General features: G+C 54.4%; 24 protein-coding genes. 15 read left to right on the top strand and 9 right to left on the bottom strand.

Annotated features, from left to right (window positions below; all coding sequences use genetic code 11):
- Positions 1–17 precede the first annotated feature (17 nt).
- The 5 genes from pspD (at position 18) to AC6HVW_RS13480 (ending at position 5,597) form a co-directional block, all read left to right on the top strand.
- Positions 18–284: a phage shock protein PspD gene (gene pspD / locus AC6HVW_RS13500; RefSeq protein ID WP_021182062.1), complete on the top strand. Its 267-nt coding sequence runs from the start codon at positions 18–20 to the stop codon at positions 282–284.
- Complete coding sequence (locus AC6HVW_RS13495; RefSeq protein WP_071683438.1) at positions 265–1,662, top strand: YcjX family GTP-binding protein; 1,398 nt, start codon at positions 265–267, stop codon at positions 1,660–1,662. The genes pspD and AC6HVW_RS13495 overlap by 20 nt, the downstream gene beginning before the upstream one ends.
- Positions 1,659–2,717 (top strand): YcjF family protein, encoded by a 1,059-nt coding sequence (locus AC6HVW_RS13490; protein WP_021806544.1) that lies wholly within the window; start codon positions 1,659–1,661, stop codon positions 2,715–2,717. Before AC6HVW_RS13495 ends, AC6HVW_RS13490 begins: the two co-directional genes overlap by 4 nt.
- Positions 2,718–2,994: 277 nt before the next feature.
- Positions 2,995–4,188, top strand: a complete 1,194-nt coding sequence (locus AC6HVW_RS13485) for a M20 aminoacylase family protein (RefSeq protein ID WP_037375980.1) — start codon at positions 2,995–2,997, stop codon at positions 4,186–4,188.
- A gap of 125 nt (positions 4,189–4,313) precedes the next feature.
- Positions 4,314–5,597 carry an MFS transporter gene (locus AC6HVW_RS13480; protein ID WP_037375979.1) on the top strand — a complete coding sequence of 428 codons (1,284 nt, stop codon included), beginning with the start codon at positions 4,314–4,316 and terminating at the stop codon, positions 5,595–5,597.
- Between the two features lie 122 nt (positions 5,598–5,719).
- Here the strand turns inward: AC6HVW_RS13480 and AC6HVW_RS13475 are convergent, their stop codons facing one another.
- The gene (locus tag AC6HVW_RS13475) at positions 5,720–6,085 is read right to left on the bottom strand and encodes a hypothetical protein (protein WP_071683440.1); all 366 of its coding nucleotides are present in this window, start codon (positions 6,083–6,085) and stop codon (positions 5,720–5,722) included.
- 195 nt (positions 6,086–6,280) lie between these two features.
- Complete coding sequence (locus AC6HVW_RS13470) at positions 6,281–6,409, bottom strand: hypothetical protein (protein WP_256221186.1); 129 nt, start codon at positions 6,407–6,409, stop codon at positions 6,281–6,283.
- 31 nt (positions 6,410–6,440) lie between these two features.
- On the opposite strand from AC6HVW_RS13470, the gene tyrR reads away from it, so the two are divergent.
- Complete coding sequence (gene tyrR / locus AC6HVW_RS13465) at positions 6,441–8,012, top strand: transcriptional regulator TyrR (protein WP_039996264.1); 1,572 nt, start codon at positions 6,441–6,443, stop codon at positions 8,010–8,012.
- A gap of 64 nt (positions 8,013–8,076) precedes the next feature.
- On the opposite strand, the gene tpx is transcribed toward tyrR, so the two are convergent.
- Positions 8,077–8,580, bottom strand: coding sequence for a thiol peroxidase (gene tpx, locus AC6HVW_RS13460; RefSeq protein WP_021806539.1), 504 nt, complete (start codon positions 8,578–8,580; stop codon positions 8,077–8,079).
- 167 nt (positions 8,581–8,747) lie between these two features.
- Between tpx and ycjG the strand changes: the two genes are divergently transcribed.
- The gene (gene ycjG, locus AC6HVW_RS13455) at positions 8,748–9,719 is read left to right on the top strand and encodes an L-Ala-D/L-Glu epimerase (RefSeq protein WP_059200922.1); all 972 of its coding nucleotides are present in this window, start codon (positions 8,748–8,750) and stop codon (positions 9,717–9,719) included.
- Here the strand turns inward: ycjG and mpaA are convergent.
- Entirely contained in the window at positions 9,716–10,423 is a 708-nt protein-coding gene (gene mpaA, locus AC6HVW_RS13450) for a murein tripeptide amidase MpaA (protein WP_059200921.1), read from the bottom strand. The two genes, ycjG and mpaA, sit on opposite strands and share 4 nt — an antisense overlap.
- A gap of 147 nt (positions 10,424–10,570) precedes the next feature.
- On the opposite strand from mpaA, the gene AC6HVW_RS13445 reads away from it, so the two are divergent.
- The 3 genes from AC6HVW_RS13445 to zntB all read left to right on the top strand — a co-directional run bounded on the left by AC6HVW_RS13445 (position 10,571) and on the right by zntB (position 13,841).
- The gene (locus AC6HVW_RS13445) at positions 10,571–10,921 is read left to right on the top strand and encodes a hypothetical protein (RefSeq protein WP_021182239.1); all 351 of its coding nucleotides are present in this window, start codon (positions 10,571–10,573) and stop codon (positions 10,919–10,921) included.
- A gap of 160 nt (positions 10,922–11,081) precedes the next feature.
- Entirely contained in the window at positions 11,082–12,716 is a 1,635-nt protein-coding gene (locus tag AC6HVW_RS13440; protein WP_071683441.1) for a peptide ABC transporter substrate-binding protein, read from the top strand.
- Positions 12,717–12,857: 141 nt separating this feature from the next.
- Positions 12,858–13,841, top strand: a complete 984-nt coding sequence (gene zntB / locus AC6HVW_RS13435; RefSeq protein ID WP_071683442.1) for a zinc transporter ZntB — start codon at positions 12,858–12,860, stop codon at positions 13,839–13,841.
- A 328-nt stretch (positions 13,842–14,169) separates the two neighbouring features.
- On the opposite strand, the gene AC6HVW_RS13430 is transcribed toward zntB, so the two are convergent.
- Entirely contained in the window at positions 14,170–14,568 is a 399-nt protein-coding gene (locus tag AC6HVW_RS13430; RefSeq protein WP_071683443.1) for a VOC family protein, read from the bottom strand.
- 140 nt (positions 14,569–14,708) lie between these two features.
- Positions 14,709–15,650, bottom strand: a complete 942-nt coding sequence (gene ttcA / locus AC6HVW_RS13425; RefSeq protein WP_186486426.1) for a tRNA 2-thiocytidine(32) synthetase TtcA — start codon at positions 15,648–15,650, stop codon at positions 14,709–14,711.
- Between the two features lie 148 nt (positions 15,651–15,798).
- Between ttcA and AC6HVW_RS13420 the strand changes: the two genes are divergently transcribed.
- On the top strand, positions 15,799–16,374 hold the full coding sequence (locus AC6HVW_RS13420; RefSeq protein ID WP_186486424.1) for a hypothetical protein: 576 nt from the start codon (positions 15,799–15,801) through the stop codon (positions 16,372–16,374).
- A gap of 100 nt (positions 16,375–16,474) precedes the next feature.
- On the opposite strand, the gene nifJ is transcribed toward AC6HVW_RS13420, so the two are convergent.
- Positions 16,475–20,008 (bottom strand): pyruvate:ferredoxin (flavodoxin) oxidoreductase, encoded by a 3,534-nt coding sequence (gene nifJ / locus AC6HVW_RS13415; protein ID WP_186486423.1) that lies wholly within the window; start codon positions 20,006–20,008, stop codon positions 16,475–16,477.
- A 251-nt stretch (positions 20,009–20,259) separates the two neighbouring features.
- On the opposite strand from nifJ, the gene AC6HVW_RS13410 reads away from it, so the two are divergent.
- Together AC6HVW_RS13410 and AC6HVW_RS13405 are read left to right on the top strand one after the other, a co-directional pair.
- Complete coding sequence (locus tag AC6HVW_RS13410) at positions 20,260–20,592, top strand: SMR family transporter (protein WP_059200914.1); 333 nt, start codon at positions 20,260–20,262, stop codon at positions 20,590–20,592.
- Positions 20,593–20,838: 246 nt separating this feature from the next.
- Positions 20,839–21,096: a putative hemolysin gene (locus AC6HVW_RS13405; protein ID WP_074029170.1), complete on the top strand. Its 258-nt coding sequence runs from the start codon at positions 20,839–20,841 to the stop codon at positions 21,094–21,096.
- 108 nt (positions 21,097–21,204) lie between these two features.
- Here the strand turns inward: AC6HVW_RS13405 and hslJ are convergent, their stop codons facing one another.
- Both hslJ and AC6HVW_RS13395 read right to left on the bottom strand, forming a co-directional pair.
- Complete coding sequence (gene hslJ / locus AC6HVW_RS13400; protein WP_071683446.1) at positions 21,205–21,636, bottom strand: heat shock protein HslJ; 432 nt, start codon at positions 21,634–21,636, stop codon at positions 21,205–21,207.
- 61 nt (positions 21,637–21,697) lie between these two features.
- A complete protein-coding gene (locus AC6HVW_RS13395) occupies positions 21,698–22,690 on the bottom strand; it encodes a 2-hydroxyacid dehydrogenase (RefSeq protein WP_024486550.1) in 993 nt (330 codons plus the stop codon).
- A 267-nt stretch (positions 22,691–22,957) separates the two neighbouring features.
- Between AC6HVW_RS13395 and AC6HVW_RS13390 the strand changes: the two genes are divergently transcribed.
- Both AC6HVW_RS13390 and AC6HVW_RS13385 read left to right on the top strand, forming a co-directional pair.
- Positions 22,958–25,570 carry a YdbH family protein gene (locus tag AC6HVW_RS13390; RefSeq protein WP_071683447.1) on the top strand — a complete coding sequence of 871 codons (2,613 nt, stop codon included), beginning with the start codon at positions 22,958–22,960 and terminating at the stop codon, positions 25,568–25,570.
- Positions 25,567–25,764, top strand: coding sequence for a YnbE family lipoprotein (locus tag AC6HVW_RS13385; RefSeq protein WP_021177849.1), 198 nt, complete (start codon positions 25,567–25,569; stop codon positions 25,762–25,764). The genes AC6HVW_RS13390 and AC6HVW_RS13385 overlap by 4 nt, the downstream gene beginning before the upstream one ends.

Below are 25,764 nucleotides of genomic sequence, written 5' to 3'. Positions count from 1 at the left end.
GCCAGAGGGCAGCAACCATGAGCAAAACCTATGCGATTAATGCCCCAAAAACTGCTTCACCAAAATGGGGAGTAGGTGCATTGTTGAAGACCTTGTCGAAAGTCATCATCATAGCGCTAATGAGTTATGGCCCGGCGGGGGCAACCGCGTGGTTGCTGAAAACCGTCAGCCGCAAACCGCTGCGTTACGTGTTGGCCCTGTTGCTGGAACCGCTGGTTCGCAAAGGGCTGAACAAGGCGTTCGGGCGCTATGCCAAGGAGAACAATGAAACGACTGCAAAATGAGTTAACTTCGCTGGTCAATCGCGGGATGGATCGTCATCTGCGGCTGGCAGTCACCGGCTTGAGCCGCAGTGGTAAGACGGCGTTTATCACCGGATTGGTCAATCAATTACTCCATGTTCACAGCGGCGCACGTATGCCGCTGTTTTCCCCTGTGCGGGAAGAAAGGCTGTTGGGGGTGAAACGCATTCCTCAACGCGACCTCGGTATCCAACGTTTCACCTACGATGAAGGCCTGGCGCAGCTGTATGGCAATCCGCCAAGTTGGCCAACGCCAACCCGTGGCGTCAGCGAAATCCGCCTGGCGCTGCGCTATCGCTCCAATGATTCACTACTGCGCCATTTTAAAGAAACCTCCACGCTGTATCTGGAGATCGTCGACTATCCGGGCGAATGGCTGCTGGATTTGCCGATGCTGGAACAGGACTACCTGGCCTGGTCACGTCAGATGGCTGGGTTGTTGCAGGGCGACCGCGAGCGCTGGGCCGAGCCTTGGCTGGCCTTGTGCAAAGATCTCGATCCGTTGGCCCCGGCGGATGAAAACAAGCTGGCGGCAATCGCCCAGGCTTATACCGACTACCTGCTGCGCTGTAAGGCTGAAGGGCTGCACTTTATCCAACCTGGGCGCTTTGTGCTGCCTGGCGATATGGCCGGAGCGCCTGCGCTGCAGTTCTTCCCGTGGCCGAACGTCGATGCGGCAGGGGAATCGCGCCTGGCACAGGCGGACAAACATACCAATGCGGGTATGCTGCGCGCCCGCTTTAACTATTACTGTCAGTCGATCGTCAAGGCGTTTTATAAAGAGCACTTTGTGCGTTTCGATCGCCAGATCGTGCTGGTGGATTGCCTGCAACCGCTCAACAGCGGGCCGCAGGCGTTTAATGATATGCGTTTGGCGCTGACTCAGTTGATGCAAAGTTTCCACTACGGCAAGCGTACGCTGTTCCGCCGCCTGTTTTCGCCGACCATCGACAAACTGATGTTTGCGGCCACCAAGGCGGATCATATCACCGCCGATCAGCACGCCAATCTGGTTTCGCTGTTACAGCAACTGGTGCAGGAGGCCTGGCAGAATGCCGCGTTTGAAGGCATCAGCATGGACTGCGTCGGCCTGGCTTCGGTACAGGCGACCGAAAGCGGCATTGTCGATCATCATGGGCAGCCGATCCCGGCATTGAAAGGCCACCGCCTGGACGATGGTGCACCGCTGACGGTCTTCCCCGGCGAAGTGCCTGCGCGCCTGCCTGGCCCGGCGTTCTGGCAGCAACAAGGGTTCCATTTTGACCAGTTCCGCCCACGTATGATGAGCGTTGACAGCCCGCTGCCGCATATCCGTCTGGACGCGGTGATGGAGTTTTTATTGGGAGATAAATTACGATGAGCGAGCCGTTAAAACCGCGTATCGATTTTGCCGAGCCGTTGCAGCCGCCACAGGAACCGGTGTTGCGCGCAGGCTTGGAATTTGACGAACAGCAAGCCGAGAAATTCTATCCGGCAGCGCCAGAGATGGAGCTGGAAGAGGAGGAAGGGCGCGCGGAAGGCATTGTTAACGCCGCGTTGAAACCCAAGCGCAGCTTGTGGCGTAAAATGGTTAACGCCGGGCTGATGCTGTTTGGCGTCAGCGTGGTGGCTCAAGGTGTCCAGTGGGTGCATACCTCCTGGGTGCAGCAGGATTGGATTGCGCTGGGTGGTGGGATCGCCGGTGGGTTGATCGTCTTCGCCGGTATCGGTTCGGTGGTCGGGGAATGGCGCAGGCTATACCGCCTACGCCAACGGGCAGAAGAGCGTGACGAAGCTCGGGAATTGCTGCATAGCCACGGCCTGGGGAGAGGGCGAGAGTTTTGTGAAAAGCTGGCGCGTCAGGCAGGGTTGGATCAAGGGCACCCCGCTTTGCAACGCTGGCAGGCTTCATTACATGAAACCCAGAACGACCGCGAAGTGGTTGCGCTGTATGCCAAGCTGGTGCAGCCGGTGTTAGATAATCAGGCGCGGCGCGAAATCAGCCGTTCGGCGGCAGAGTCGACGCTGATGATCGCCGTCAGCCCTTTGGCCTTGGTGGACATGGCCTTTATCGCCTGGCGCAATATCCGCCTGATTAACCGCATTGCGGCCCTGTATGGCATCGAACTGGGCTATTTCAGCCGTATTCGTCTGTTCCGTCTGGTGTTGCTGAATATCGCCTTTGCTGGTGCTTCTGAACTGGTGCGGGAAGTGGGCATGGACTGGATGTCGCAGGATATTGCGGCGCGGTTGTCTGCGCGGGCAGCGCAGGGGATTGGGGCAGGTCTGTTGACGGCGCGATTGGGCATCAAGGCGATGGAACTGTGTCGCCCGTTACCCTGGTTAGAAGGCGATAAGCCAAAACTGGGTGATTTCCGTGGTCAATTGATTAACCAACTGAAAGACACCATGAAAAAAGGTCAAAGCAAAGTCTGACTCCACCAGGCTGCGTCAATCAGACGCAGCCTGGTGGCCGCACCGTCCAAAACTCCCTTCTTTTTGTACACCTCTGCAATACCCATTAATTGTTAATGATAAGTTAATCAAGTGTTTGTTTTGCGGTCTTGGTCACGAAAAATCCCACGGACCGCGGCAAAGAAGACGGTATATTTGACTAACAATTAATCTGAATATCTGACTACGCCAGCGGGTAATCCCGCCGTATTCACTTGCTGCTTCAGCACCAAGACATCAATCCCAAGGACAGGAGGTAATGAACATGCCGCACCGTGAGCCGAATTTAGAGACCTTCCAACCCTATGCCGATGAAAGCCAAACCCTCCGTCGACATATTCATCAATACCCTGAACTGGGATTTGAGGAACGACAAACCGCCGATCTGGTGGCGGGAAAGCTTGAGGCGTGGGGGTATCAGGTGACACGTGGGCTCGGTATCACCGGCCTGGTTGGGACGCTGAAAAGAGGCAACAGCCCCCGCACGTTAGGTATTCGGGCAGATATGGATGCCTTGCCGATCCTGGAAAATACGCAACTCCCTTACAGCAGTCAGCACGAAGGCATCATGCATGCCTGTGGGCATGACGGCCACACCGCGATGTTGCTTGGTGCGGCACATTATCTGGCCGATCACGCCTGTTTCGATGGCACCTTGCATCTCATTTTTCAACCTGCAGAAGAGGGGTTGGCCGGTGCCCAGAAGATGATCGACGATGGCCTGTTTAAACGCTTCCCCTGTGACGCCGTTTTTGCCATGCACAACATGCCGGGCTTCCCGCAGGGGCAGTTTGTCTTTGGTGAGGGGGCGTTTATGGCTTCCAGTGATACGGTCACCATCACCATTCACGGCAAAGGGGGCCATGGAGCGATGCCGAAAGGCACCGTTGATGCCGTGGTCGTCGGAGCTAGCATTGTGATGGCATTGCAGACGATCGTCGCGCGTAATTTGGGAGCGCAAGAGCCGGGCGTGATCACCGTAGGTTCATTCCAGTCAGGCATGGCCAGTAATGTCATCGCCGACTCTGCGGTATTAAAACTCAGTGTACGCGCGTTGGATCCGCAAGTCAGGGAGCTGTTGGAAGAGCGCATCAAGACGTTAGTGGCGGCCCAGGCGGCCTCATATGGTGCCAGGATCGATATTGACTATGATCACACCTATCCCGTGTTGGTTAACCAACCGGAGATGACCCGTTTTGCCAAGCAGGTGGCGCAAAATTTAATGGGTGAAAGCCATCCGCAGCAGGTAATTGATATTCCAGAACCGTTGATGGGCAGCGAAGACTTTGCCTTTATGCTGAACCAGTGCCCTGGCAGTTATTTACTATTAGGTAACGGCAAGGGTGAAAACAGCTGCATGGTACATAACCCCGGCTATGATTTTAATGATGAAATTATACTCAGAGGGATCGCCTATTGGTCTGCGTTGACGCAGGAATTCCTGAAGGAATAAACCTCGGCCTTTAATAACTTGCTAATGCTACTGAATTTGTCGGGGTCGAACATGTTTGATCCTGGCATAACATCGATTATCTGGACGGACGCCGCATGTGGCGTTCCTACATAAAAGGACAGGCCATGGATAGCGTCAAGGAAAGAAAGTCCCCGGCTAGGGCCATTGTGGCTACCACGTTAGGCAATGGCTTAGAGTTTTTTGATTTGGTGCTTTACGCATTTTTTGCGACCTACATTGCAAAAGCTTATTTCCCCGCGACAGATCCTTTGGTGAGCATGACGATGACCTTCCTGATCTTTGGGATGGGTTATCTTGCCAGGCCGCTGGGGGCGCTGGTCATCGGCCATTATGCCGATAAAAAAGGGCGCAAGCCCGCCATGACGCTGACGTTCCTGCTGATGGGGCTCAGTACCCTGACGATTGGTATCACCCCGTCATATGAAAGCATCGGGACTGCGGCCCCGATCATTATTACCCTGGCCAGGCTGATGCAAGGCTTCTCCGCAGGCGGTGAGTTGGGCGCATCAACCACCCTGCTGGTGGAGTATGCTAAACCCCATAATCGCGGGTTTTACGGGGGATGGCAGGTCGCGAGCCAAGGTGCGGGCAACGTATTTGCCGCCATGACGTTGGTGATCCTGGTCAATTGTATGCCAGAGGCGAGTGTGGAAGCCTGGGGTTGGCGTATTCCGTTTCTGTTTGGCATCGTGATTGTTCCGGTGGGGCTGTATATTCGCTTTAAGCTGGAAGAAACCGCCACTCACACCTTACCAACGGCCAGCGAAAGCGTCAGCAAAATCCCCCTGCTGGAAGTGATAACTACCTACTATAAAGAAACCTTGGCGGGAATTTTGCTGACGATGGGGGGAACCATTCCGCATATGATCATCATGTTTTATATTCCCAACTACGCCATCAGCATATTAAAGCTGGATACCAGCTATAGCATGTTGATTGGTGCCGTCGCCGGTTTGATTACGTTGATTGGTGGCCCGCTGGCCGGGATGTGGTCAGATAAGGTCGGCAGAGTTCGGTTGATTGCGTGGGCGAGAATAGCGATTGTTGTACTGATTTATCCTGCCTTTTATTTACTCAGCACTCACCCCAGTGTTGAAATGCTGTTTGCAGTGATGATTGTGCTGAGCATTATCAATATTATCGGTGCTTCGCCTTCCATCACCATTTTGCCGGAAATATTCCCAAGACGGGTAAGAACCACCGGGTTATCGTTGGTGTATAGCGTTGCCGTGGGGATCTTTGGTGGTTTCTCACTATCGGCGGCTTCCTATCTAATCAAGCTAACCGGCAATACTACGGCTCCGGCGTTTTACGTGATTGCTGGCTGTGTTTTATCGCTGTTTGCCTTCCTGTACATTAAGGAAACCAGCCAGACGCCGCTCAATTAATGACCTCCTCCTGCAACCCTCTCAATGAGCGAGAGGGGTTGCTCTTTTGGGTAAGCAAGGTTACTTGGACACCCACGATCATGCGGCTGAACAGGTCTTCTATCAGGACGCTTAAAGCATCATTACCATTTATAGCCCATGTTCACGCTGTAATCAGGATCCTGATTGGTGGAGTAGGGATCGGACTGGCGCAGGCGATCGGTTTTTTTCACCGGGCCATTAAGCCTAGAATACGATTTGTCGCGTGGGCGGCTGCAGCTGGGATGGTCGCATTCAAGATTGGCACTGAAGCCGGTTTCATCTTTTGATTCTGACCAAACCATTGGTGCCTTGGCAGTTTTTTCTGCGGGCCCTGGTGTCGCCTTGGGGGCGGGGGCGTCTTTAATTCTGGGTTCCGGCGCCTTGTAGGATAGGTCTAGCGCCTGAATTGGGGCACTCAACAACAGCGTGGTGCAGCAGAATGCTGCCAGTGTATGCTTTCTAAGCATGGACAATTTCCCGTTAATAGTTACTCTGCGCAACTATAAAATAGTCAGACGAGAATTACTATCATTTGTAACCAGTGAGGTCGCTTTTTTTAGTTTGTAACCGCAGATTGACGAAAGAACATCCGCCTGTAATCGCGTGATAATCCGCTGCCAAAATAATGCTGAATGTAATAACTCTCTAGAAATAAGCTAAAATTACGCTGATGGTGTTTTTGGCTGGCGTTTAAAACCGCTAATAGCAGTGATAAACTGGAGCTCTGTCAACTTTTGCTGACAGATCGCTTCTTCCTTCCGGGGGGAGAGGTTATCATCATCACCAGACATCCCCGCACCTGCAGAGATAAGGCCAATACTGATGCGTTTGGAAGTATTTTGCGAAGACCGTCTCGGTCTCACTCGAGAATTACTCGATCTTTTGGTATCGCGCAGTATCGACCTGCGCGGCATCGAAATAGATCCTATCGGCCGTATTTACCTCAATTTTTCCCAGCTGGATTTTGATACCTTCCGCGCGCTGATGGCGGAGATCCGGCGCATCAGCGGTGTGACCGATGTGCGCACCGTTAACTTTATGCCTTCCGAACGTGAACACCGTGCGTTACGTGCGTTGCTGGAGTCGATGCCGGAACCGGTGTTTTCCATCGATATGAAAGGCAAGGTGGAGCTGACTAACCCGGCGGCCCAGACGCTGTTCAACTTCAGCGAAGACAAGATCCGCAATCAAACGGCGAGCCAGTTGATTGGCGGCTATAACTTCAGCCGCTGGCTGGAGAGTGAAGACACTAAGCCGCATTCCGAGCGGGTGGTGATCCGCAGCCAGGATTTCCTGATGGATATCACCCCGATCTATCTGGAAGATGAGCAACAACAGAATTCTCCGGTGGGCGCCGTGGTCATGCTCAAATCCACCGCTCGCATGGGCCGCCAACTGCAGAACCTGTCGGTCAATGACGATACCGAGTTTGACCATATTGTCGCCGTCAGCCCGAAGATGCGCCACGTGCTGGAGCAGGCGCGCAAGTTGGCTATGCTGGATGCCCCATTGCTGATTGTGGGCGATACTGGCACGGGGAAAGATATTTTGGCGCGGGCCTGCCACCTGCGCAGCCCACGTGGCAAACAGCCGTTCCTGGCGCTGAACTGTGCCGCCTTGCCGGACGATGTGGTGGAGAGCGAACTGTTTGGCCATGCGCCGGGCGCTTATCCGAATGCGTTGGAAGGCAAGAAGGGGTTCTTTGAGCAGGCCAACGGTGGCTCAGTGCTGCTCGATGAGATTGGCGAGATGTCGCCGCGCATGCAAACCAAACTGCTGCGTTTCCTCAACGATGGTACTTTCCGTCGAGTAGGGGAAGAGCATGAGGTGCATGTGGACGTGCGGGTGATCTGCGCCACGCAGAAAAACCTGACCGAACTGGTGCAGCGCGGTGAATTCCGTGAAGATCTCTATTACCGCTTGAACGTGCTGACCATCACCATCCCACCGCTGCGCGAACGCCCGCAGGATATCATGCCGCTCACCGAGCTGTTTGTGGCGCGTTTTGCCGATGAACAAGGGGTCGCCAGGCCGAAACTGGCCAACGATCTCAGTAGCTTCCTTTGCAAATACGGCTGGCCGGGCAACGTCCGACAGCTGAAGAACGCTATCTATCGTGCCTTGACCCAAACGGACGGCTACGAGCTGCGCCCGCAAGACATCGTTCTGCCGGATTTTGAGGTGGAGATCGCGCTAGGGGATGAAGTGATGGAAGGCTCGCTGGATGATATCAGCAAGCGTTTTGAACGCTCGGTGCTGACTCGTCTGTACCGCACTTATCCCAGCACCCGCAAACTGGCCAAGCGCTTGGGCGTCTCGCATACGGCAATTGCCAATAAGCTGCGGGAGTACGGGCTGAGCAATCGCAAGCTGACCGACGACAGCGAAGAATAACGCTACTTTATTTCAGGCATAAAAAAGCCCGGCTTAAAAACCGGGCTTTTTGGTATTTACAGGCTTATTTCAGCGCGGCAAGCGCGGCATCATAATCTGGCTCGGTGGTAATTTCGTTTACCAGCTCGCTATACAGCACGTTGTCCTGGCCATCTAGCACCACCACGGCGCGGGCGGTCAGACCGGCCAACGGGCCTTCGGCAATCTCTACACCATACGCCTGCTTGAAATCACCGCCGCGCAGGGTAGACAGAGTAACCACGTTGTTCAGGCCTTCAGCACCACAGAAGCGTGACTGGGCGAACGGCAGGTCGGAAGAGATACACAGGACCATGGTGTTATCCAGGCCACTCGCCAACTGGTTGAATTTACGCACCGATGCGGCACAGACGCCGGTATCAATGCTTGGGAAGATGTTCAGGACTTTGCGTTTACCCACGAAGCTGCTCAGGGCAACGTCTGACAGGTCTTTGGCAACCAGGGTAAAGCTTTTTGCCTGCTCGCCCTGCTGTGGCAGTTTGCCTGCTACAGTGACAGGGTTGCCTTGAAAATGTACGGTCTGAGTCATTGCTCGGTTCCTTTCAACGATGTTTATACAAAGATGTGAAGCCGATTAACACCGAGTTCACAATCTCGAAGCAGTTTAAGGCAACAATCGCACCTTGGATAGATAAAGTTTATCAACTGCAGGTATAGTGGACTGACTTTATGTGGTTTTTTCGCTCGGGAGCCGTTATGAGAAGCATGCGTTTTTACCCTGAAGCCTGGCCATTGCACACCGCCTTTGTGATCGCACGCGGTAGCCGGACCGAAGCCAAAGTCGTGGTGGTAGAGATTGAACAGCAGGGGATGTGCGGTGTCGGTGAATGCACCCCTTATCCGCGCTATGGCGAGAGCGAAACTTCAGTGATGGAGCAGCTGGCCGAAGTGTCCACGGCCATCGCACAAGGGGTAACCCGGCAGGAGTTGCAGCGCCTGATGCCCGCAGGGGCGGCTCGTAACGCGGTCGATTCGGCATTATGGGATTTGGAATGCCGCCTTGCGGGCAAAGATCTGTGGCAATTGAGCGGAGTTACCGCGCCGGAACGAGTAGTGATGGCGCAAACGCTCAGCATTGGCTCGCCGGAAGCGATGGCGTTTGCCGCTAAAGAGCTGGAACAACAGGGCGCGACGCTGCTGAAAATCAAGCTCGACGATCACCTGATCAGCGAAAGGCTGGTGGCGATCCGCACGGCGGTGCCGCAGATGACGTTGATCGTCGATGCCAATGAATCCTGGCAGGCGGAAGGTTTGGCATCGCGTTGCCAACTGCTGGCGGATTTAGGCGTGGCGATGCTGGAGCAACCCTTACCGGCCAGCGACGACAGCGCCCTGGAAAACTTCATCCATCCATTACCGATTTGCGCCGACGAGAGTTGCCATACCAGCGGCGATCTGCCTCGGTTGGTGGGGCGTTATCAGATGGTCAATATCAAGCTGGATAAAACCGGTGGGCTGACCGAAGGATTACAGCTTGCCGCACAGGCGCGCGCTCAGGGCTTCGAGATCATGCTTGGCTGTATGCTCTGCACCTCAAGAGCCATTACGGCGGCGTTGCCGTTGGTGCCTGGTGCCCGTTTTGTGGATCTCGATGGCCCAACCTGGCTGGCAAAAGACGTAGTGCCCGGTTTGGCCTTTGAGTGCGGTGCTATTGAGCTTTCACGCTAGTCAGCATAGGTCAGCAACTCGACCATGGCGGCAAGGTAGTTTTCACTAGCGGCGTCGGCTGAGATCGGCGGGAACTCGGCGGTGATGCAGGGCAACGACAAGTCTGCGCACCAACTGCCGAATGAACCCGGGGTTTCATAGCCAACGCTGGTCACCAGCGGCAGGGCAAACTTATGCGCCAGCCAAACGCCCAGCGCGGAGCTTTCCGGATCTTCTATACAGGCCAATGGCTCATGGAAGGACACCACCCAGCGTGGCTTCAGGCGATGGATCAGATGGCATAATCCCTGGGTTTCCGGTTCGGAACCAGGCCTGCCGCCGGTGGAGAGCCGCACGTCACGAGCCTCCGCCGCGCTGTTCCAACGGTAGACCGTATCGCCAGAGCGCCAGTTGGCCGACGGGAAATTACGGTTCAGATCGACGCCGTTGGCATTGGAGCGCAGCCCAAGCTGGCAACCATCCGGATTGACCGCCAGGATCACATGATGGCGCAGTTGGGCGGGGGCGATACTGCGCAATGCGCAGGATAACGTCACCACTGCGGCAGTCTCGTCCCCGTGGGTGCCTGCAATCACCAACCCGGTATCCGGGCCGCTTCTGGCCGCCGGGAAATACAGCAGTGGGGCGCCTAACATCGATTTACCGTAAGTTTCACCTGCAACTGCCAGTTGGCCACGCTCACTGCGCGGTCTGTGTTGGGTCATGGGGTTTCCCTTTAAGCCAAAGTCAGAAAGAAATGCGATGTTATTGAGTGTATTACGCTTTCGCTCATCTTTCCCAGTCTGTTAAGCGAATAAAGTGATGTCTATTGTTATACTATCGGCAAGTGCTAACGATAAAGAGGATTTAACATGCCAGTTGCCAGAATAGTCGCGCGTTACAGCGAAAATGAAAAAGATACCATCACCCTACTGTGCGGCGTGGATGCAGAAAACCAGATCCGCCAGGGTGAATGGTTTGGCGTAGTGAAAAATGACGATGGGCGTGGTGACGAGTCCAACTATCCGTTCACCTTGCACGTGGATCATCAGAAAGGGGAGTTTTTCCTCGATTATGGTTTTGACGACGCCGAATCACGCCAGTTGCAAAAAACCGATATCCATCTCAACCCGTTGGTAGAGAAAGGCTATTTCACCATCTTCGATGAAGAAGAAGGGGAAGAGTTCAGCTATAAGATCGCCAGTATTCATCTTTACGACTGATCCTGCCTAAGCAATCAGCCCGCATTGCCGATAATGGCTGCGGGCTTTTTTTTGGATCAAACATCCACTTTTTACATTCTTGTTACGCCAGGCTATAGGTGGCGGGCATCTTTGTGCTATATGATAAAAAATTCATGGGGTTAACTGGGGCATATCTAACATGACGAGAAGAAAAATTCTGGCGAGTTTTCGTTTAACGCTTTGCGCGGTCACCATCAGCGCGGGTATTAGTGGCGCTATGGCAGCTCAGGTTTCCCCAGGTACCGCTCTGGCGGAGAAACAGGAGATTGTGCGGCACATCAAAGATGAGCCGGCGTCGCTCGATCCGATTAAAGCCGTGGGCCTGCCAGAAGCGCAGGTGGCACGCGATCTGTTTGAAGGGCTGGTGAATCAGGACGCGCATGGCAAAGTGATCCCCGGTGTCGCCACCCGCTGGCAGACCTCGGATAACCAGACCTATATCTTCACGCTGCGCAAAGATGCCCGCTGGTCCAACGGTGACCCTGTCACGGCGAAAGACTTCGTTTATAGCTGGCAACGGCTGGTCGATCCGAAAAGCCTGTCGCCGTTTGCCTGGTTTGCTCAGCTAGCCGGGATCCAGAATGCCGAAGAGATTATCGCCGGTAAGCTGCCCATCGATAAGCTTGGCGTGGTGGCAGTGGATGACCATACGCTAAAAGTGCAGTTGAACAAGCCTGTGCCCTATTTTGTCAGCCTGACGGCGAACTTCAGCCTGTTCCCAGTCCCTAAAGCCGTGGTTGAGCAATACGGCAACGATTGGACCAAAGTGGGTAATCTGGTAGGTAACGGTGCATTCAAACTGCAAGAGCGAGTGGTTAACGAGAAACTGGTACTGGTGCCGAACAACCATTATTGGGATCATAAACACACGGTGTTGACCAAGGTGACCTTTGTACCGATCAACCAGGAATCTAACGCAACCAAGCGTTATCAGGCTGGTGATATCGATATTACCGAATCCTTCCCGAAAAACATGTACCAGAAGCTGTTGAAGGATATCCCAGACCAGGTTTACACGCCGGATCAACTCGGCACTTATTACTACGCGTTCAATACCCAACGTGCGCCAACTAATGACGTACGGGTGCGCAAAGCCTTGTCTTACGCTATCGATCGTAAAATCATCGCCGAAAAAGTGCTGGGCACCGGCGAGAAACCGGCCTACCACTTTACCCCTGATGTCACTGCGGGCTTTAAGCCGGAAACCAGCCTGCTGCAGCAACAGTCCCAGGAAGAGTTGAACGAGCAAGCCAAGGCGCTGATGCAGGCGGCAGGCTATGGCCCGAACCATCCCCTGAAATTGACCCTGCTGTATAACACCTCAGAGAGCCACCAAAAGATTGCCATTGCCGTGGCGTCAATGTGGAAGCAAACCTTGGGCGTTGACGTTAAATTGCAAAATCAGGAGTGGAAAACCTATATCGACAGCCGTAACACCGGCAATTTCGACGTGGTTCGCGCCTCCTGGGTGGGGGATTACAACGAGGCCTCGACCTTCCTGTCACTGCTGACCTCTTCACACAGCGGGAATATCGCCAAATTTAACAGCCCGCAATACGACCGTCTGTTGGCCGATGCCAGTCGCGAGACTAATCCAACGGCGTTAACCGCGGATTATAACAAGGCCGAGCAGATGATTGCGGTCGAGGCTCCGATCGCCCCGATCTATCAATATACCAACGGGCGTCTGATCAAGCCTTGGGTGAAAGGTTACCCAATCACTAACCCAGAAGATGTCGCCTACAGTCAGGAAATGTATATTCTGAAACATTGATGTTCAGAGTCCTGACGCCTGCCCAAGCCCTCGCCAACGCGGGGGCTTTTTACTTTAAGATCCCGTTATGGCGTTGCCACTTTGATCCCTAAGGCAATAACGCTAGACTCTGTATCAACGGCAAAATAATGAGGGTTTTGAATGGATGTCATTGAGGGGCGCGAACTGCAGGTGCCCGACGCGGTCTATGCCTATCAACTCGACGGCAAGGGTGGCACCACGCCAATTGAGAATGACGATAAGATCACCAGCGAGGAGCCGTGCTGGCTGCATCTGGACTACGCCCACCCGGCCAGCGCCGAGTGGCTTGCCAACACGCCTCTGCTGCCGGATCTGGTAAGACAAGCGCTGGCGGGGGAAAGCACCCGACCACGCGTCACCCGGTTGGGCGACGGGACGCTGATCACGCTGCGTGGCATCAATTTCAACACGGACTCGCGGCCTGACCAACTGGTGACGTTCCGCGTTTATATCAACGATAAGATGATTATCTCCACCCGCCATCGTAAGGTCTACTCGATCGATGAGGTGGTCAATGAATTGCGCAATGGCCAGGGGCCGATTAATAGCGGTAACTGGCTGGTAGAAATCGCTGATGCGCTCACCGACCACACCAGTGAATTCATCGAAGATCTGCATGACAAGATCATCGATCTGGAAGATGCACTATTAGAGCAGCAAATCCCTGAGCGTGGGCAATTGGCGCTGATCCGCAAACAGTTGATTGTGCTTCGCCGCTACATGGCGCCACAGCGCGATGTTTTCTCGCGTTTAGCAAGTGACCGCCTACCGTGGATGAATGACGATGAGCGCCGCCGCATGCAGGACATTGCCGATCGCCTGGGGCGCGGATTAGATGATCTGGATGGCAGCATCGCCCGCACGGCGATCCTGTCTGATGAGATCACTACCGTAATGGCCGATGCCATGAACCGCCGTACTTACACCATGTCGCTGATGGCGATGGTCTTCCTGCCAACCACTTTCCTGACTGGGCTGTTCGGGGTCAACCTGGGGGGGATCCCAGGCAGCGGTAGCCCGCTGGCGTTTGCCTCTTTCTGCTTTATGTTAGTGGCATTGGTCGGGGGCGTTGCCTGGTGGCTGAGGCGTAGCCGCTGGTTGTAACGACAAATAGTGGCGAAAACGCGAGTAAAGTTGAGCAGTATCAACATTTGCTTACGCGAACTGCGGCATTCTTACTCCCGCAGGTGAATGCAACGTCAAGCGATGGGCGTTGCGCTCCATAATTGTTTTATTTACTTATTTTTAGAATTATTGCATAGCACATTTAATTCAATACGATGCCGGTTTAATCACCGGCATTTTTTTATGCTTTTTTCCCTTTGGCGAATCCCAAACAACCGGCTCACTCCGTAGGGGCGCTGCATGCTGCGCCCAGTTAGCGACATGCCGTCCAAGATCGCCCAATTAACAACACGCCGCCTCGATTAGGCTAAGCCGCGCTTTCGTCCCAGAAGCTGGCCTCTATCTTGTGGCCATCCAGATCGCGGACGAAACAGCCGTAATAGGCGGCACCGTAATGTGGCCGTGACCCCGGTGCACCGTCTCCTTGTGCCCCAGCGGCGACCGCCTGCTGATAAAACTCATCAACCTGCTGCTTGCTGGTGGCGAAGAAGCCAACATGCACACCGTTTGCGGTGCCTGCGGGTTTGCCGTCTATCGGCAGTTGCAACCAAAATTCAGGATAGTCACGGCCATAGCCGATAGCGCCAGGGTGTTCCAGCACGCGTCGGCAGCCTAACGCGCCGAGAACCTGGTCGTAAAACTGCGCGGCGGCATTGAAATTGTTGGTTCCCAGCGAGACGTGGGAAAGGCAGGGGGTGATATTCATCGTTGGTCTCCTTTGACTGTATAAATAAACAGTATAAGGTAAAAACCGCACTGTCAGGCATTTTATGCGTGAATTGTGAACAGGATCTAACATTAAGCGGGGAAAAAACTTCCGCCTGCGGGCACAGGCGGAGAGAGGGACTATTTGATTTCCAGCACGTTCAGGCGTTCAAACGCGGGCGAGCCGTTGTCATCCGAGTCTTCCGGCTGCCAACCCACCGGCTGCAGCGGAATATCTTCACGGTCAAACGCCAAATCGCCACCATCGACCACTTCGCTGCCGTGGTGAATACCTTTGAAGTCAAACAGTTCGGTATCGCACAGATGCGAAGGCACCACGTTCTGCATGGCGCTGAACATGGTTTCGATGCGGCCTGGGTAGCGTTTGTCCCAATCGCGCAGCATATCGCCAATCACCTGGCGTTGCAGGTTTGGCTGTGAGCCACACAGGTTGCACGGGATAATCGGGAATTCTTTCGCTATCGAGAAACGCTCGATGTCTTTCTCGCGGCAGTAGGCCAGCGGGCGGATCACCACGTGTTTACCATCGTCACTCATCAACTTGGGTGGCATACCTTTCAGCTTGCCGCCGTAGAACATGTTGAGGAACAGCGTTTGCAGGATATCGTCACGGTGGTGGCCAAGGGCAATCTTGGTGGCACCCAGCTCGGTGGCGGTACGGTAAAGGATACCGCGGCGCAGGCGTGAACACAGCGAGCAGGTGGTTTTGCCTTCCGGGATCTTATCCTTCACGATGCTGTAGGTGTTTTCTTCAACGATCTTATATTCCACCCCCAGGCTTTCCAGATAGGCTGGCAGGATGTGCTCGGGGAAGCCGGGCTGTTTCTGATCGAGATTCACCGCGACCAGTGAGAAATTCACCGGAGCGCTTTTTTGCAGATTGCGCAGGATTTCCAGCATGGTATAGCTGTCTTTCCCGCCGGACAGGCAAACCATGATGCGATCGCCTTCCTCAATCATGTTGTAGGCGGCGATAGCTTCACCCGCGTTGCGGCGCAGGCGTTTTTGCAGTTTGTTCAGGTTGTACTGAGCTTTTTGGCTAATTGTTTGATTTTCTGACATTTAAATCGTGCTCGTTCTCATTTGGGTGCGCTACGGCGGTATGACACTTTTAGCGGGCAAGTTTAGCATTCTCTGGGAGGATTTGGTCATTATTCGTTTGAGCTGTGGTAATGTCAGGTCAAGGCTCATAGCCATTCAGGGATAGACTGTGGTTGGCATCGCAACAGATTTAAAGGATCTCCTCGCAAAGACGAGACCTGATTTTACCATTCAAAACTTACGTGACTTCACTGACTGGGCTGAACAGAGGGTATTGGCTGGTGATCCTTCTAGCAATTTGCTGATATTGGCTTCGCTAGGGCTGGACAAGGATTTAGTCAGGGAAGAGGTACAAACTTATTTTGCTGCATACCTCAAAGATATCGGTAAGCCCTATCCAGATAGCTTGGAGGCCACGGTCTACTATTTTCGACGATGCTTTAAGATTTTGGCCTGGTCTGAGGATGAAAATGTCGTTTGGGGCGCGTTAATCGACACGTTCGATCGCTGGTATGATTTTGATAGCCCAATGTTAAGTCGAATTGTTAACTATTGGAATGGAGTCCGAAGCGATTTCGTTGATTGCTTTGATGAGGAGTATGGTTATTTACATGTTATGTTCCCAAGGCACTTCGACATTCCACGTCAAAAACAGTGTGATTACATCAGGGCAACCGCAAAGCGCTTTTTCTGGCTCTTGGAGTGCGAATACACTTGCTCACTGATATTAAAAAACAGCTCGTAAGTGTTCAGGTGACCACGATCGTTTGTATGGGCGTAGCATGCAGCGCTTCTTCATGGCGAACCAGAGCAAAAAAGGGCGCGAAACCGCGCCCTCAAAAGTGTTACTCCGAAGCTGCCTTCTCCGACTTCCCAGCCAGCAGGCTTAGGAAATCATATTTCTCCTTCAGCTCTTTTTCTGCTGCTTCATACAGCGCGGCGGCAACCTCAGGCTGCTGCGTGTTGAGGCGGCGGAAACGCTGTTCCTTGTTCAATGTCGCCGTCAGCTCACTGTTCGGTGGCCGGGAGTCCAGCGCCAACGCGGCTTTGCCTTCCGCAGTACGACGTGGATCGAAGCGATACAGCGGCCAGAAGCCGGTCGCGGTTAGCTGCCGCATCTGGTCGTGGCTCAGTGCCAGATCGTAACCGTGTTCCTCACAAGGGCTGTAGGCGATGATCAGGGAAGGTCCGGGATAGGCTTCCGCTTCCTGAATCGCTTTCACCGTTTGGTTAAGCTGCGCCCCCAACGAGATCTGCGCAACATACACATGGCCGTACATCATCATGCTGACGCCAAGATCCTTACGAGCCTTGCGCTTGCCGTGTTCACCAAACTTGGTCACGGCCCCCAGTGGAGTGGCCTTGGATTGTTGCCCGCCGGTATTGGAGTAGCACTGCGTATCCAGCACCAACACGTTGACGTTTTCCGTCAGGCTCAGCACATGATCCAGACCGCCGAAGCCGATATCGTAGGCCCAGCCGTCACCGCCGATCAGCCAGATAGACTTATCTACCAGATAGTCGGCATCGGTAGCTAGCTGACGGGCGTCGTTACCTGCCACGTTAGCCAACAGGCTACGTAATTCGGCGATCTGCTGGCGGCGCGGGCCGGTGGCGATCTCGTCTGCCTGCAATGAGGCCACCAACTGGGCAGGTAATTGCGGAGCCAAGGTATCGAGCAGGCGCAATACGCGGCGGCGGTGCTGATCCACCGTCAGGCGGAAGCCCAGACCAAATTCGGCATTATCCTCAAACAGCGAGTTTGCCCAGGCTGGGCCACGGCCATCGGCGTTGGTGGTGTAAGGCGTGGTGGGCAGGTTACCGCCATAGATAGAAGAACAGCCGGTGGCGTTGGCAATCAGCAACCGGTCGCCATATAGCTGGGTCAGCAGCTTGATATACGGCGTTTCGCCACAGCCGGAACAGGCACCCGAATATTCAAACAGCGGAGAGATCAGCTGTGAGGTGCGGATATCGATGCGTTCCAACTGCGAGGCGTCGATCTCTGGCAGTTGCAGGAAGAAGTCATAATGAGCCTTTTCCTCTGCCAGATGATCGAGGCGGGATGCCATATTGATCGCCTTGATTTCCGGGTTCTGGCGATCTTTCGCCGGGCAAACCTCTACGCACAGGTTACAGCCGGTGCAATCTTCAGGGGCGACCTGCAATACGTATTTCTGGCCGCGCATATCACGGGATTTTACATCCAGCGATTGCAGCGTGGCAGGGGCGTACTCCATGGCTTCTGGTGGAACCACTTTGGCGCGAATGGCAGAATGCGGGCAGGCGGCGACGCAGTGGTTACACTGGGTACACAGGTCCGGCTGCCAGATCGGCACTTCTTCGGCGATATTGCGTTTTTCCCACTGCGTGGTGCCTACAGGCCAGGTGCCGTCCGGCGGGAATGCAGAAACCGGCAGGGTATCGCCCAGCCCCGCCAGCATCACGGCGGTAACGGTTTTGACAAAATACGGCGCGGCGTCGGAAACCACCGGTGGACGTATCGGACTGTTGCTGTCGAGTGGGCGCAGCGGGATTTCCGTCAGCTCACTCAGCGTGGCGCCCAAGGCCTGCCAGTTACGTTCGACCACCTCTTGGCCCTTGTTGCTGTAGCTGCGGGCAATCGCTCCCTGTAGCTCCTGCAACGCCACTTCACCCGGCAGGATCTTTGTCAGATGGAAGAAGGCCATCTGCATAACGGTATTGATGCGGGCACCCAAATGACATTCGCGCGCCAGCTTGGCCGCGTTGATGATGTAAAGCTTTGCCTGGCGCTGATGCAGGATCGCCTGGACCTCCTGCGGCAGGCGCGACCAGACTTCATCCGCGCTATAAGGGGTATTAAGCAGGAAAATACCGCCAGGTTTTAGCCGCTCCACCATTTGATACTTGTCGATAAACTGCCATTGGTGGCAACCGACAAAGTCGGCGCGGTCGATAAGATACGCCGAATTGATCGGCTTATCGCTAACCCGCAGGTGTGACACGGTCAGGCCGCCGGCCTTTTTCGAGTCGTAGACAAAGTAGCCTTGGGCAAACATCGGCGTGCTGTTGCCGATAATTTTGATGTTGTTCTTGGTGGCAGAAACCGAGCCATCGCTGCCCAAACCATAGAACAGCGCCTCCAGCGAGGCCCGCTGAGGGAGCGTTTCTTCGTGGAGCGGTAGTGACAGGCCGGTAATATCGTCGAAAATACCCACGGTAAAACGGGGGCGGGGCTTTTCCAGCATCAACTCGCGGAAAATGGCCAACGCGCAGTCTGGGCCAAACTCCTTGGAAGATAGCCCATAGCGCCCGCCAATCACCATCGGCATGCTGGCACGTTCACCACGGCTAAAGGCTTCTGCCAGCGCGGTCATCACATCCAGGTATAAAGGCTCGGCCAGAGCACCCGGCTCTTTGGTGCGGTCAAGTACCGCAATTTTTTGTGCGCTTTCCGGCAGTACGGCGAGCAGATGTTTGGCGGAGAAAGGACGGTAAAGCCGGACTTTAAGGACGCCCACTTTTTCACCGCGCGTCAGCAGATGGTCGATCGCTTCTTCACAGGTACCGATGGCGGACCCCATCAGGATCACCACGCGTTCGGCCTGCGGGTGGCCGTAATACTCAAACGGCTGATAGCTGCGGCCGGTGATGGCCGCAAACTTGTCCATCGCCTGCTGCACATGCTGGTAAGTATTGTCGTACCACGGATTGGTCGCTTCCCGCGATTGGAAGTAGGTATCCGGGTTGGCTGACGTGCCGCGTATGACGGGATGATCCGGTGAGAGAGCCCGGCTGCGGTGGGCGTCGATGGCGTCCTGCGGCATCATCTGCTGTAGCGTTTCGTCGCTCAGCGGGGCGATCTTGTTGATTTCGTGCGAGGTGCGGAAACCATCGAAGAAATGGATGAACGGCAGGCGACTGTTTAGCGTGGCCGTCTGGGCGATCAACGCGAAATCCTGCGCTTCTTGCACGTTGCTGGCGCACAGCATGGCGCAACCGGTCTGGCGTACGGCCATCACGTCGGAGTGATCGCCAAAGATGGATAATGCATGAGTGGCGACGGTGCGAGCGGCAACGTGCAGGACAAATGGCGTTAGCTCCCCGGCCAGCTTATACAGCGAAGGGATCATCAACAGCAATCCCTGGGACGAGGTGAAGGAGGTGGAAAGTGCGCCGGTTTGCAACGCACCGTGCACGGTAGCAATGGCTCCGCCTTCGGACTGCATTTCCACCACGTTGGGGACGTCGCCCCAAATGTTTTTCCTGCCGTCACTGGACCAGGCAGCGGTTTGTTCCGCCATGGTCGAACTCGGGGTAATTGGGTAAATGGCAATCACTTCACTGGTGCGATAAGCCACGGAAGCGACAGCGTTATTACCATCTGTAGTAATCATCTGCAGTACCTTTCTGTGCTCACAAAGCTGCAAAAGTCAGCTTCTTATAATCATCAGTAAAGTCTAACAGAGGGGGTTATTTGTGCTTTATCGCATTTGTGTGGCGCACAAAATCTGGATGTAAGGTGATATTTCGTTAAAAAATAATTACTATTTGCAGCGTAATGGTAAAGCGTTGCCGCGATGTAACGCTAATTTAATCTCCGCGTCCTACTATTGATGTGACGCGAAACAGAAAGAAGAAGTTGAAAATGACCGCATTTATCTATTTAGCTATGGCGATTATCGCCGAAGTGATTGCCACCACCTTGCTGAAAGCCTCTGAAGGGTTCACCCGCTTGTGGCCATCGGTGTTTGTCGTGTTGGGTTACGCGGTAGCATTTTGGGGGCTTTCGATGGTGGTAAAAACCATGCCGCTAGGGATTGTCTATGCCCTCTGGTCGGGATTGGGGATCGTGCTGGTGTCGATTGCCGCGGTGTTTATTTACCAGCAAAAGCTGGATTTGCCTGCGGTGGTTGGTATGGGGCTGATTATTGCCGGGGTGTTGGTGATTAATCTGCTGTCCAAGTCGGCAGGGCACTGATCGGGAGTGAAATGCTTTCAGGTCAAAAAAAAGCCAAATTAATGGCTAATCATATTTCTATTATTAAGCTAACAAGCTAGATTACTAAAGTTGTCTTTCCGGTTGCCGCTTGATGATGAGCAGGCGGCAACTTGAAGCTCAACGGGTGGACATCAAAGATAACCAAACGGGCCCATCGTTCCAGTGGCTCGGGTTATCAGCAATGGCAAAATTACACAGCATCGTTTCGGTTCAGGGGTACGAATAATGATCACAGCAAAATGGCTGCTTGCCGGCGCCATACTCTCTTTGGCTGCCTGCAGCAGCAATAACAACCAAGAACCACAGCAGATCGCCACCAGTGCCAATATTGGTGCGATACCTACCAGCGAAAGCTGTGCCAGCGTGGGCGGAGTAACCACCATTGCCCATTCGCTCAACGGCGATACGCTCAGAATGTGTCAGATGCCGAACGGCAAACAGTGCGAAGAGTCGGCGCTGGGCCGTGGAGCCTGTGCCCGGTAAGTCCATTTTATCCCGGACGTACCGTGCGACAGATTGGCAACCGTTGTTACCTTCATCACCGTGCCAGCTCCCTCTCCCTTTGGGAGAGGGTTGGGGTGAGGGGGAAAATTAATTGACCCAGTCTTTCAGGGTATACACCAGTTGGTGATTGCTGCCGCTCAGGGTCAGCTGTTGGCCGTTGAGCGAGACTTTTGCACCGTTAGCCAGCAGTGTGCCGATGGTTTGATCCCATTGGTTACGTTGCGGATCCGCGCACATCATGCGGGTCGTAGCGAGGTTTTTGACCGTCAGCACGCCGTTTTCTAACTGGCCCTGGCCGAAGAAACGGTTGCACATAGACCCGGAAATATTCATTTTCTCGCCGAATTCAATGCTCGGGCCGCTGCCTTGTTTCGCCTCAACCGCTACACCATCCACGCTTTGCAACACAAAGTTATGATGCAGCAGATCGCTTTCTACTACGGTTTGTTGTTTGGTTTGCGCGGAACCACAGCCAGCCAATAGCGCACAGGCCATTGCTAAAGGGATCAGTTTTTTCATTATTGTGAACCTGTTCAGGTTTTGTCGGAAGGATCAGGGGCGCTAAGCGCGCCCCAAAGTATTAGGCATTAAGCTGATTAGGGCAGGCTTCACCCCGCGCAAGCTGTTCAATATTTTTCAACGTGGTTTGCGAGATACTGGTCAACGCCTCTTCCGTCAGGAACGCCTGGTGGCCGGTAAACAGCACGTTATGGCAGGCGGACAGGCGGCGGAAAACGTCGTCCTGGATCACGTCGTTGGATTTGTCTTCAAAGAACAGGTCGCGTTCGTTCTCGTATACGTCCATGCCCAGCGCACCAATCTTCTGCTGTTTGAGGGCATCGATAGCGGCGGAAGAGTCGATCAAGGCACCGCGGCTGGTGTTAATCACCATCACGCCGTCCTTCATCATGGAAAACGCGTCCGCATTCAGCAGGTGATGGTTTTCCGGCGTCAACGGGCAGTGCAGGGTGATCACGTCCGCCTGGGCATACAGCGTTTTAAGATCGACATATTCGGCACCCAGTTCTAACGCCTGCGCGCTTGGGTAGGGATCGTAGGCCAAGAGCTTCATGCCAAAGCCTTTCAGAATACGCATGGTGGCTACGCCGATCTTACCGGTGCCAATCACGCCGGCGGTGCGGTTATGCATATTGAAGCCGATGAGCCCTTCCAGCGAGAAGTTGGCATCGCGGGTGCGCTGATAAGCACGATGAATGCGGCGGTTCAGGCACATCATCATGCCCACGGCGTGTTCGGCTACGGCTTCAGGTGAATAAGCCGGAACGCGGACCACCTTGATACCCAGCTCTTTCGCCGCATCCAGATCGACGTTATTGAACCCGGCGCAACGCAGGGCGAGGATCTCGACCCCAAGCGCGGCCAGCTCTTCCAGCACTTCCCGGCTACCGTCGTCATTGACGAAGATGCATACGGCCTTACAGCCGATAGCCGTTTTGGCGGTTTTCTTGCTTAGCAGAAAGTCGAAAAACTCCAGCTCATAACCAAACTGCTGATTTACCAATTCAAGATACTTACGGTCATACTGTTTGGTGCTGTAAATCGCCATTTTCATCGTGGTTTCTCCCGCGTGATTATGTGATCAAATTAACATATTTTGCCAAATACGACAATGGTTTAGCGACCTGTGGCGGCGCAGGCCTTTTAGGGTTTTATGCTGATAATCAGTGTATTAGCCATTTTCTGTATTCACTGGGTAAATATCAAAATTGCGAAACCTGCTCTATAAATGATGAGATGGGTTCACCTTCACCTGCCAGGGGATCCGTGTCATCATTGCGCCTGGCTAATCGATGTTTATCAGGAACTAAACCTGCGCTTAATGACCAAGAGATTAAAAGTATTCGTAGCGATCGTAGCGGGCATCATCCTGTTGATCATCGCGCTGTGGCAAACCCTGCCTCGTTGGTTGCCGCGTGCGATAGCACCTTGGTTACCGCAGGGTAGCCAGCTGGTTTTGCAAGGGCCCTTGCGTTGGCAGCAGGGGGCTTTGCATCTCGATGGGCTAAAATTTAGCGCCCAAGGCTGCGCCATCGCCAATGTCAGTGAACTGCAACTCGCCTACCAAATGGGAAGTTGGCATTTAAAGGGTGAACGAGCGGACGTGGATACCGCCTGCCTGTCAAAATTGCCCGCCTCCGAGGGGGACAGCACGCCATTGGCGCTAGACCGATTGCAAGCGATGCTGCCGCCGTTTGACCTGAATATCAATCTTCTCACGCTCACCCCATGGCAAGCCTACGCCGGTAAATTGCAACTGTCGTCTGCGGCCACTGGCCAACGGTTGCATTATCAAGGTAAGAACGTCACCGCCGAGGCGCAGTTGGATGAACATCAGCAACTGACGTTAAGCAAGCTTAGCATCACGCCACCCAACAGCACGGTTCCTGTTCAACTGACAGGCAAAGTCACCGTACCGCTGGATATGGACAGTTTGCCGATCCAAGGGGCGTTGCAAGGTGAGATACAAACCGCCTATCTGGAAAAACCCTTGCTGCTGGATTTGCACTGGCAACAGCAGCAGGGCGTATTGACCCTGACGGAAAAGGGCAGCGACCAACCGTTGGCGACGCTTCCTTGGGCACTAACGCCAAAACAGATCAGCATCGAAAAAGGCGAATGGCGCTGGCCTTATCTGGAGCAACCGCTCAGCGGTGGTTTGAATGTGGCGTTGCATGACTGGAGCCAGGGGTTTGACGAAACCCAAATTACCGCACGTTTGAACGTGATCACCGCCGGGCACAACGGCAAGGGCAACGCGGTGCTGACGTTGGGGCCGGGTAGCCTGAGTCTGACCAACAGCGATCTGGGATTCCAGCTTACCGGGCAGGCAAACCTGGCCAATCTCTCGCTTACGGCGTCAATCCCCGGCATTATCAGCGGCTCGATCCTCAACCCAACGCTGGTGCTACAGCCGGGATCTTTACTGCGCGCCTGGGGCCGCCCGGCACCGGACATAAAACTGGAAGAGGCTCGGCTGCCGCTGGCTGGAGTAAAAGTCACCGCTCTTGGGATCAGTGGCCGTTTGCAGGCGATTATCAGCGCCAGCGAAAGTTACTGGGGCCGTTTCAAGCTGCATCTGGACGGCCAGGCACAAGATTTCTGGCCAGACCATGGTCAGTGGCAATGGCGCTCTTGGGGTAACGGCAAGTTACCCCCGCTACAGGCCGCCTGGGATGTTGCAGGCAGTGGGCGTTGGCAGGACACCAGCATCACCCTGGATCGACTTTCCACCGGTTTTGATCGGTTGAAGTACGGCATGGTCACAGTCGCGACGCCGCGCATGACGCTCAGCCAGCCGATCCAGTGGCAGCGGGATAGCAAAGCACCGAGCCTTACCGGCGGTGTGCAACTGGTGGCTGACAAAACCAGTTTTGGTGCAGGCCGTTATTTGCCGCCTTCGGTACTGGATTTGCAGTTGCAAGGTACGGGGCCAGACAGTTTCCAATGGCAAGGCGCTTTGCAGGCCGAGCAGATTGGGCCAATCAAGTTGCGTGGCCGCTGGGATGGTGAACGCCTGCGGGGTGAAGGCTGGTGGCCAAAACAGTCGTTAACGGTATTCCAACCGCTGATTTCACCCGATCTGAACATCAAACTGCGGGCAGGCGAGTTCTATGCACAGTCGGCATTTTCTGCTGCGCGAGTACAGGGGTTTGAAGCCGGTGGCCACTGGGTGGTGCGCAATGGCGGCATGTGGCTGCAAGATGGCGAATTGAGCGGGCTGGACTTTGTCTTGCCCTATCGGTTTAAGAACCACCTGTGGCAGCTTGGGGCCAAACGGCCGATCATGCTGCGCATCAAATCCATCAAGACGCTGTTTGAGATGCAGAATATTACCGCCGATCTGCAAGGTACCTATCCCTACAGCGAAGCGTATCCGTTGACGTTGAGCAACATCGGTGTGGATATGCTGAACGGTCATATCAGCCTTTCGGCATTACGGATGCCGCAGCATGATGCGGCGGTGCTCAAACTGGAAGAAATCGACCTCAGCGCACTGTTTACCGCGCTCAAACCGAAGCAGTTCGCCATGTCTGGCCGCATCAACGGCGAGTTGCCGCTCTACCTGAACCACCCCAAATGGCTGGTGCAAAATGGCTGGATCGCCAATGCGGGGGTCATGACGCTGCGGCTGGATAAAGATATGGCCGATGCCATTGGCAGCAATAACCTGGCCACCGGTGCCGCCATCGACTGGCTACGCTACATGGAAATCAACCGCTCAAAGGCGCGGGTCGATCTCGATAACCTGGGCGAGCTGACGCTAAAGGCGCATATCGATGGCGTAAATCCGCAGAAAAATGCCAAGCGTGAGGTTATCCTTAACTATAGCCATCAGGAAAACGTGTTTCAGCTGTGGCGCAGCCTGCGCTTCGGCGACAATTTACAAGAGTGGCTGGAGCAGGCGCTCTCTAAACCCGAGGAACAACAATGAAGAACGCGACAGGGCCATTGCTGGCCGCCGTGTTGGGCGCATCCTTGCTGAGCGGTTGCGTACCGCGCATTGAGGTGGCGACGCCTAAAGATCCCATCACCATCAATATGAACGTCAAAATTGAACATGAGATCCGTATCAAAGTGGATAAGGACGTTGAGAACCTGCTGAAAGACCAAAGCGGTCTGTTCTAG

The sequence above is a fragment of the Serratia sp. NCCP-200 genome (assembly GCF_059697885.1).
Note: the sequence above shows the minus strand (reverse complement) of the source record. Positions and strands in the feature narration are given on the sequence as shown.

What these genes read in the sequence shown, in the direction of transcription:
- pspD (WP_021182062.1), top strand. Translation starts at nt 18, where the DNA reads ATGAGCAAAACCTATGCGATTAATGCCCCAAAAACTGCTTCACCAAAA.
- AC6HVW_RS13495 (WP_071683438.1), top strand. Translation starts at nt 265, where the DNA reads ATGAAACGACTGCAAAATGAGTTAACTTCGCTGGTCAATCGCGGGATG.
- AC6HVW_RS13490 (WP_021806544.1), top strand. Translation starts at nt 1,659, where the DNA reads ATGAGCGAGCCGTTAAAACCGCGTATCGATTTTGCCGAGCCGTTGCAG.
- AC6HVW_RS13485 (WP_037375980.1), top strand. Translation starts at nt 2,995, where the DNA reads ATGAACATGCCGCACCGTGAGCCGAATTTAGAGACCTTCCAACCCTAT.
- AC6HVW_RS13480 (WP_037375979.1), top strand. Translation starts at nt 4,314, where the DNA reads ATGGATAGCGTCAAGGAAAGAAAGTCCCCGGCTAGGGCCATTGTGGCT.
- AC6HVW_RS13475 (WP_071683440.1), bottom strand. Translation starts at nt 6,085, where the DNA reads ATGCTTAGAAAGCATACACTGGCAGCATTCTGCTGCACCACGCTGTTG.
- AC6HVW_RS13470 (WP_256221186.1), bottom strand. Translation starts at nt 6,409, where the DNA reads ATGTCTGGTGATGATGATAACCTCTCCCCCCGGAAGGAAGAAGCGATC.
- tyrR (WP_039996264.1), top strand. Translation starts at nt 6,441, where the DNA reads ATGCGTTTGGAAGTATTTTGCGAAGACCGTCTCGGTCTCACTCGAGAA.
- tpx (WP_021806539.1), bottom strand. Translation starts at nt 8,580, where the DNA reads ATGACTCAGACCGTACATTTTCAAGGCAACCCTGTCACTGTAGCAGGC.
- ycjG (WP_059200922.1), top strand. Translation starts at nt 8,748, where the DNA reads ATGAGAAGCATGCGTTTTTACCCTGAAGCCTGGCCATTGCACACCGCC.
- mpaA (WP_059200921.1), bottom strand. Translation starts at nt 10,423, where the DNA reads ATGACCCAACACAGACCGCGCAGTGAGCGTGGCCAACTGGCAGTTGCA.
- AC6HVW_RS13445 (WP_021182239.1), top strand. Translation starts at nt 10,571, where the DNA reads ATGCCAGTTGCCAGAATAGTCGCGCGTTACAGCGAAAATGAAAAAGAT.
- AC6HVW_RS13440 (WP_071683441.1), top strand. Translation starts at nt 11,082, where the DNA reads ATGACGAGAAGAAAAATTCTGGCGAGTTTTCGTTTAACGCTTTGCGCG.
- zntB (WP_071683442.1), top strand. Translation starts at nt 12,858, where the DNA reads ATGGATGTCATTGAGGGGCGCGAACTGCAGGTGCCCGACGCGGTCTAT.
- AC6HVW_RS13430 (WP_071683443.1), bottom strand. Translation starts at nt 14,568, where the DNA reads ATGAATATCACCCCCTGCCTTTCCCACGTCTCGCTGGGAACCAACAAT.
- ttcA (WP_186486426.1), bottom strand. Translation starts at nt 15,650, where the DNA reads ATGTCAGAAAATCAAACAATTAGCCAAAAAGCTCAGTACAACCTGAAC.
- nifJ (WP_186486423.1), bottom strand. Translation starts at nt 20,008, where the DNA reads ATGATTACTACAGATGGTAATAACGCTGTCGCTTCCGTGGCTTATCGC.
- AC6HVW_RS13410 (WP_059200914.1), top strand. Translation starts at nt 20,260, where the DNA reads ATGACCGCATTTATCTATTTAGCTATGGCGATTATCGCCGAAGTGATT.
- AC6HVW_RS13405 (WP_074029170.1), top strand. Translation starts at nt 20,839, where the DNA reads ATGATCACAGCAAAATGGCTGCTTGCCGGCGCCATACTCTCTTTGGCT.
- hslJ (WP_071683446.1), bottom strand. Translation starts at nt 21,636, where the DNA reads ATGAAAAAACTGATCCCTTTAGCAATGGCCTGTGCGCTATTGGCTGGC.
- AC6HVW_RS13395 (WP_024486550.1), bottom strand. Translation starts at nt 22,690, where the DNA reads ATGAAAATGGCGATTTACAGCACCAAACAGTATGACCGTAAGTATCTT.
- AC6HVW_RS13390 (WP_071683447.1), top strand. Translation starts at nt 22,958, where the DNA reads ATGACCAAGAGATTAAAAGTATTCGTAGCGATCGTAGCGGGCATCATC.
- AC6HVW_RS13385 (WP_021177849.1), top strand. Translation starts at nt 25,567, where the DNA reads ATGAAGAACGCGACAGGGCCATTGCTGGCCGCCGTGTTGGGCGCATCC.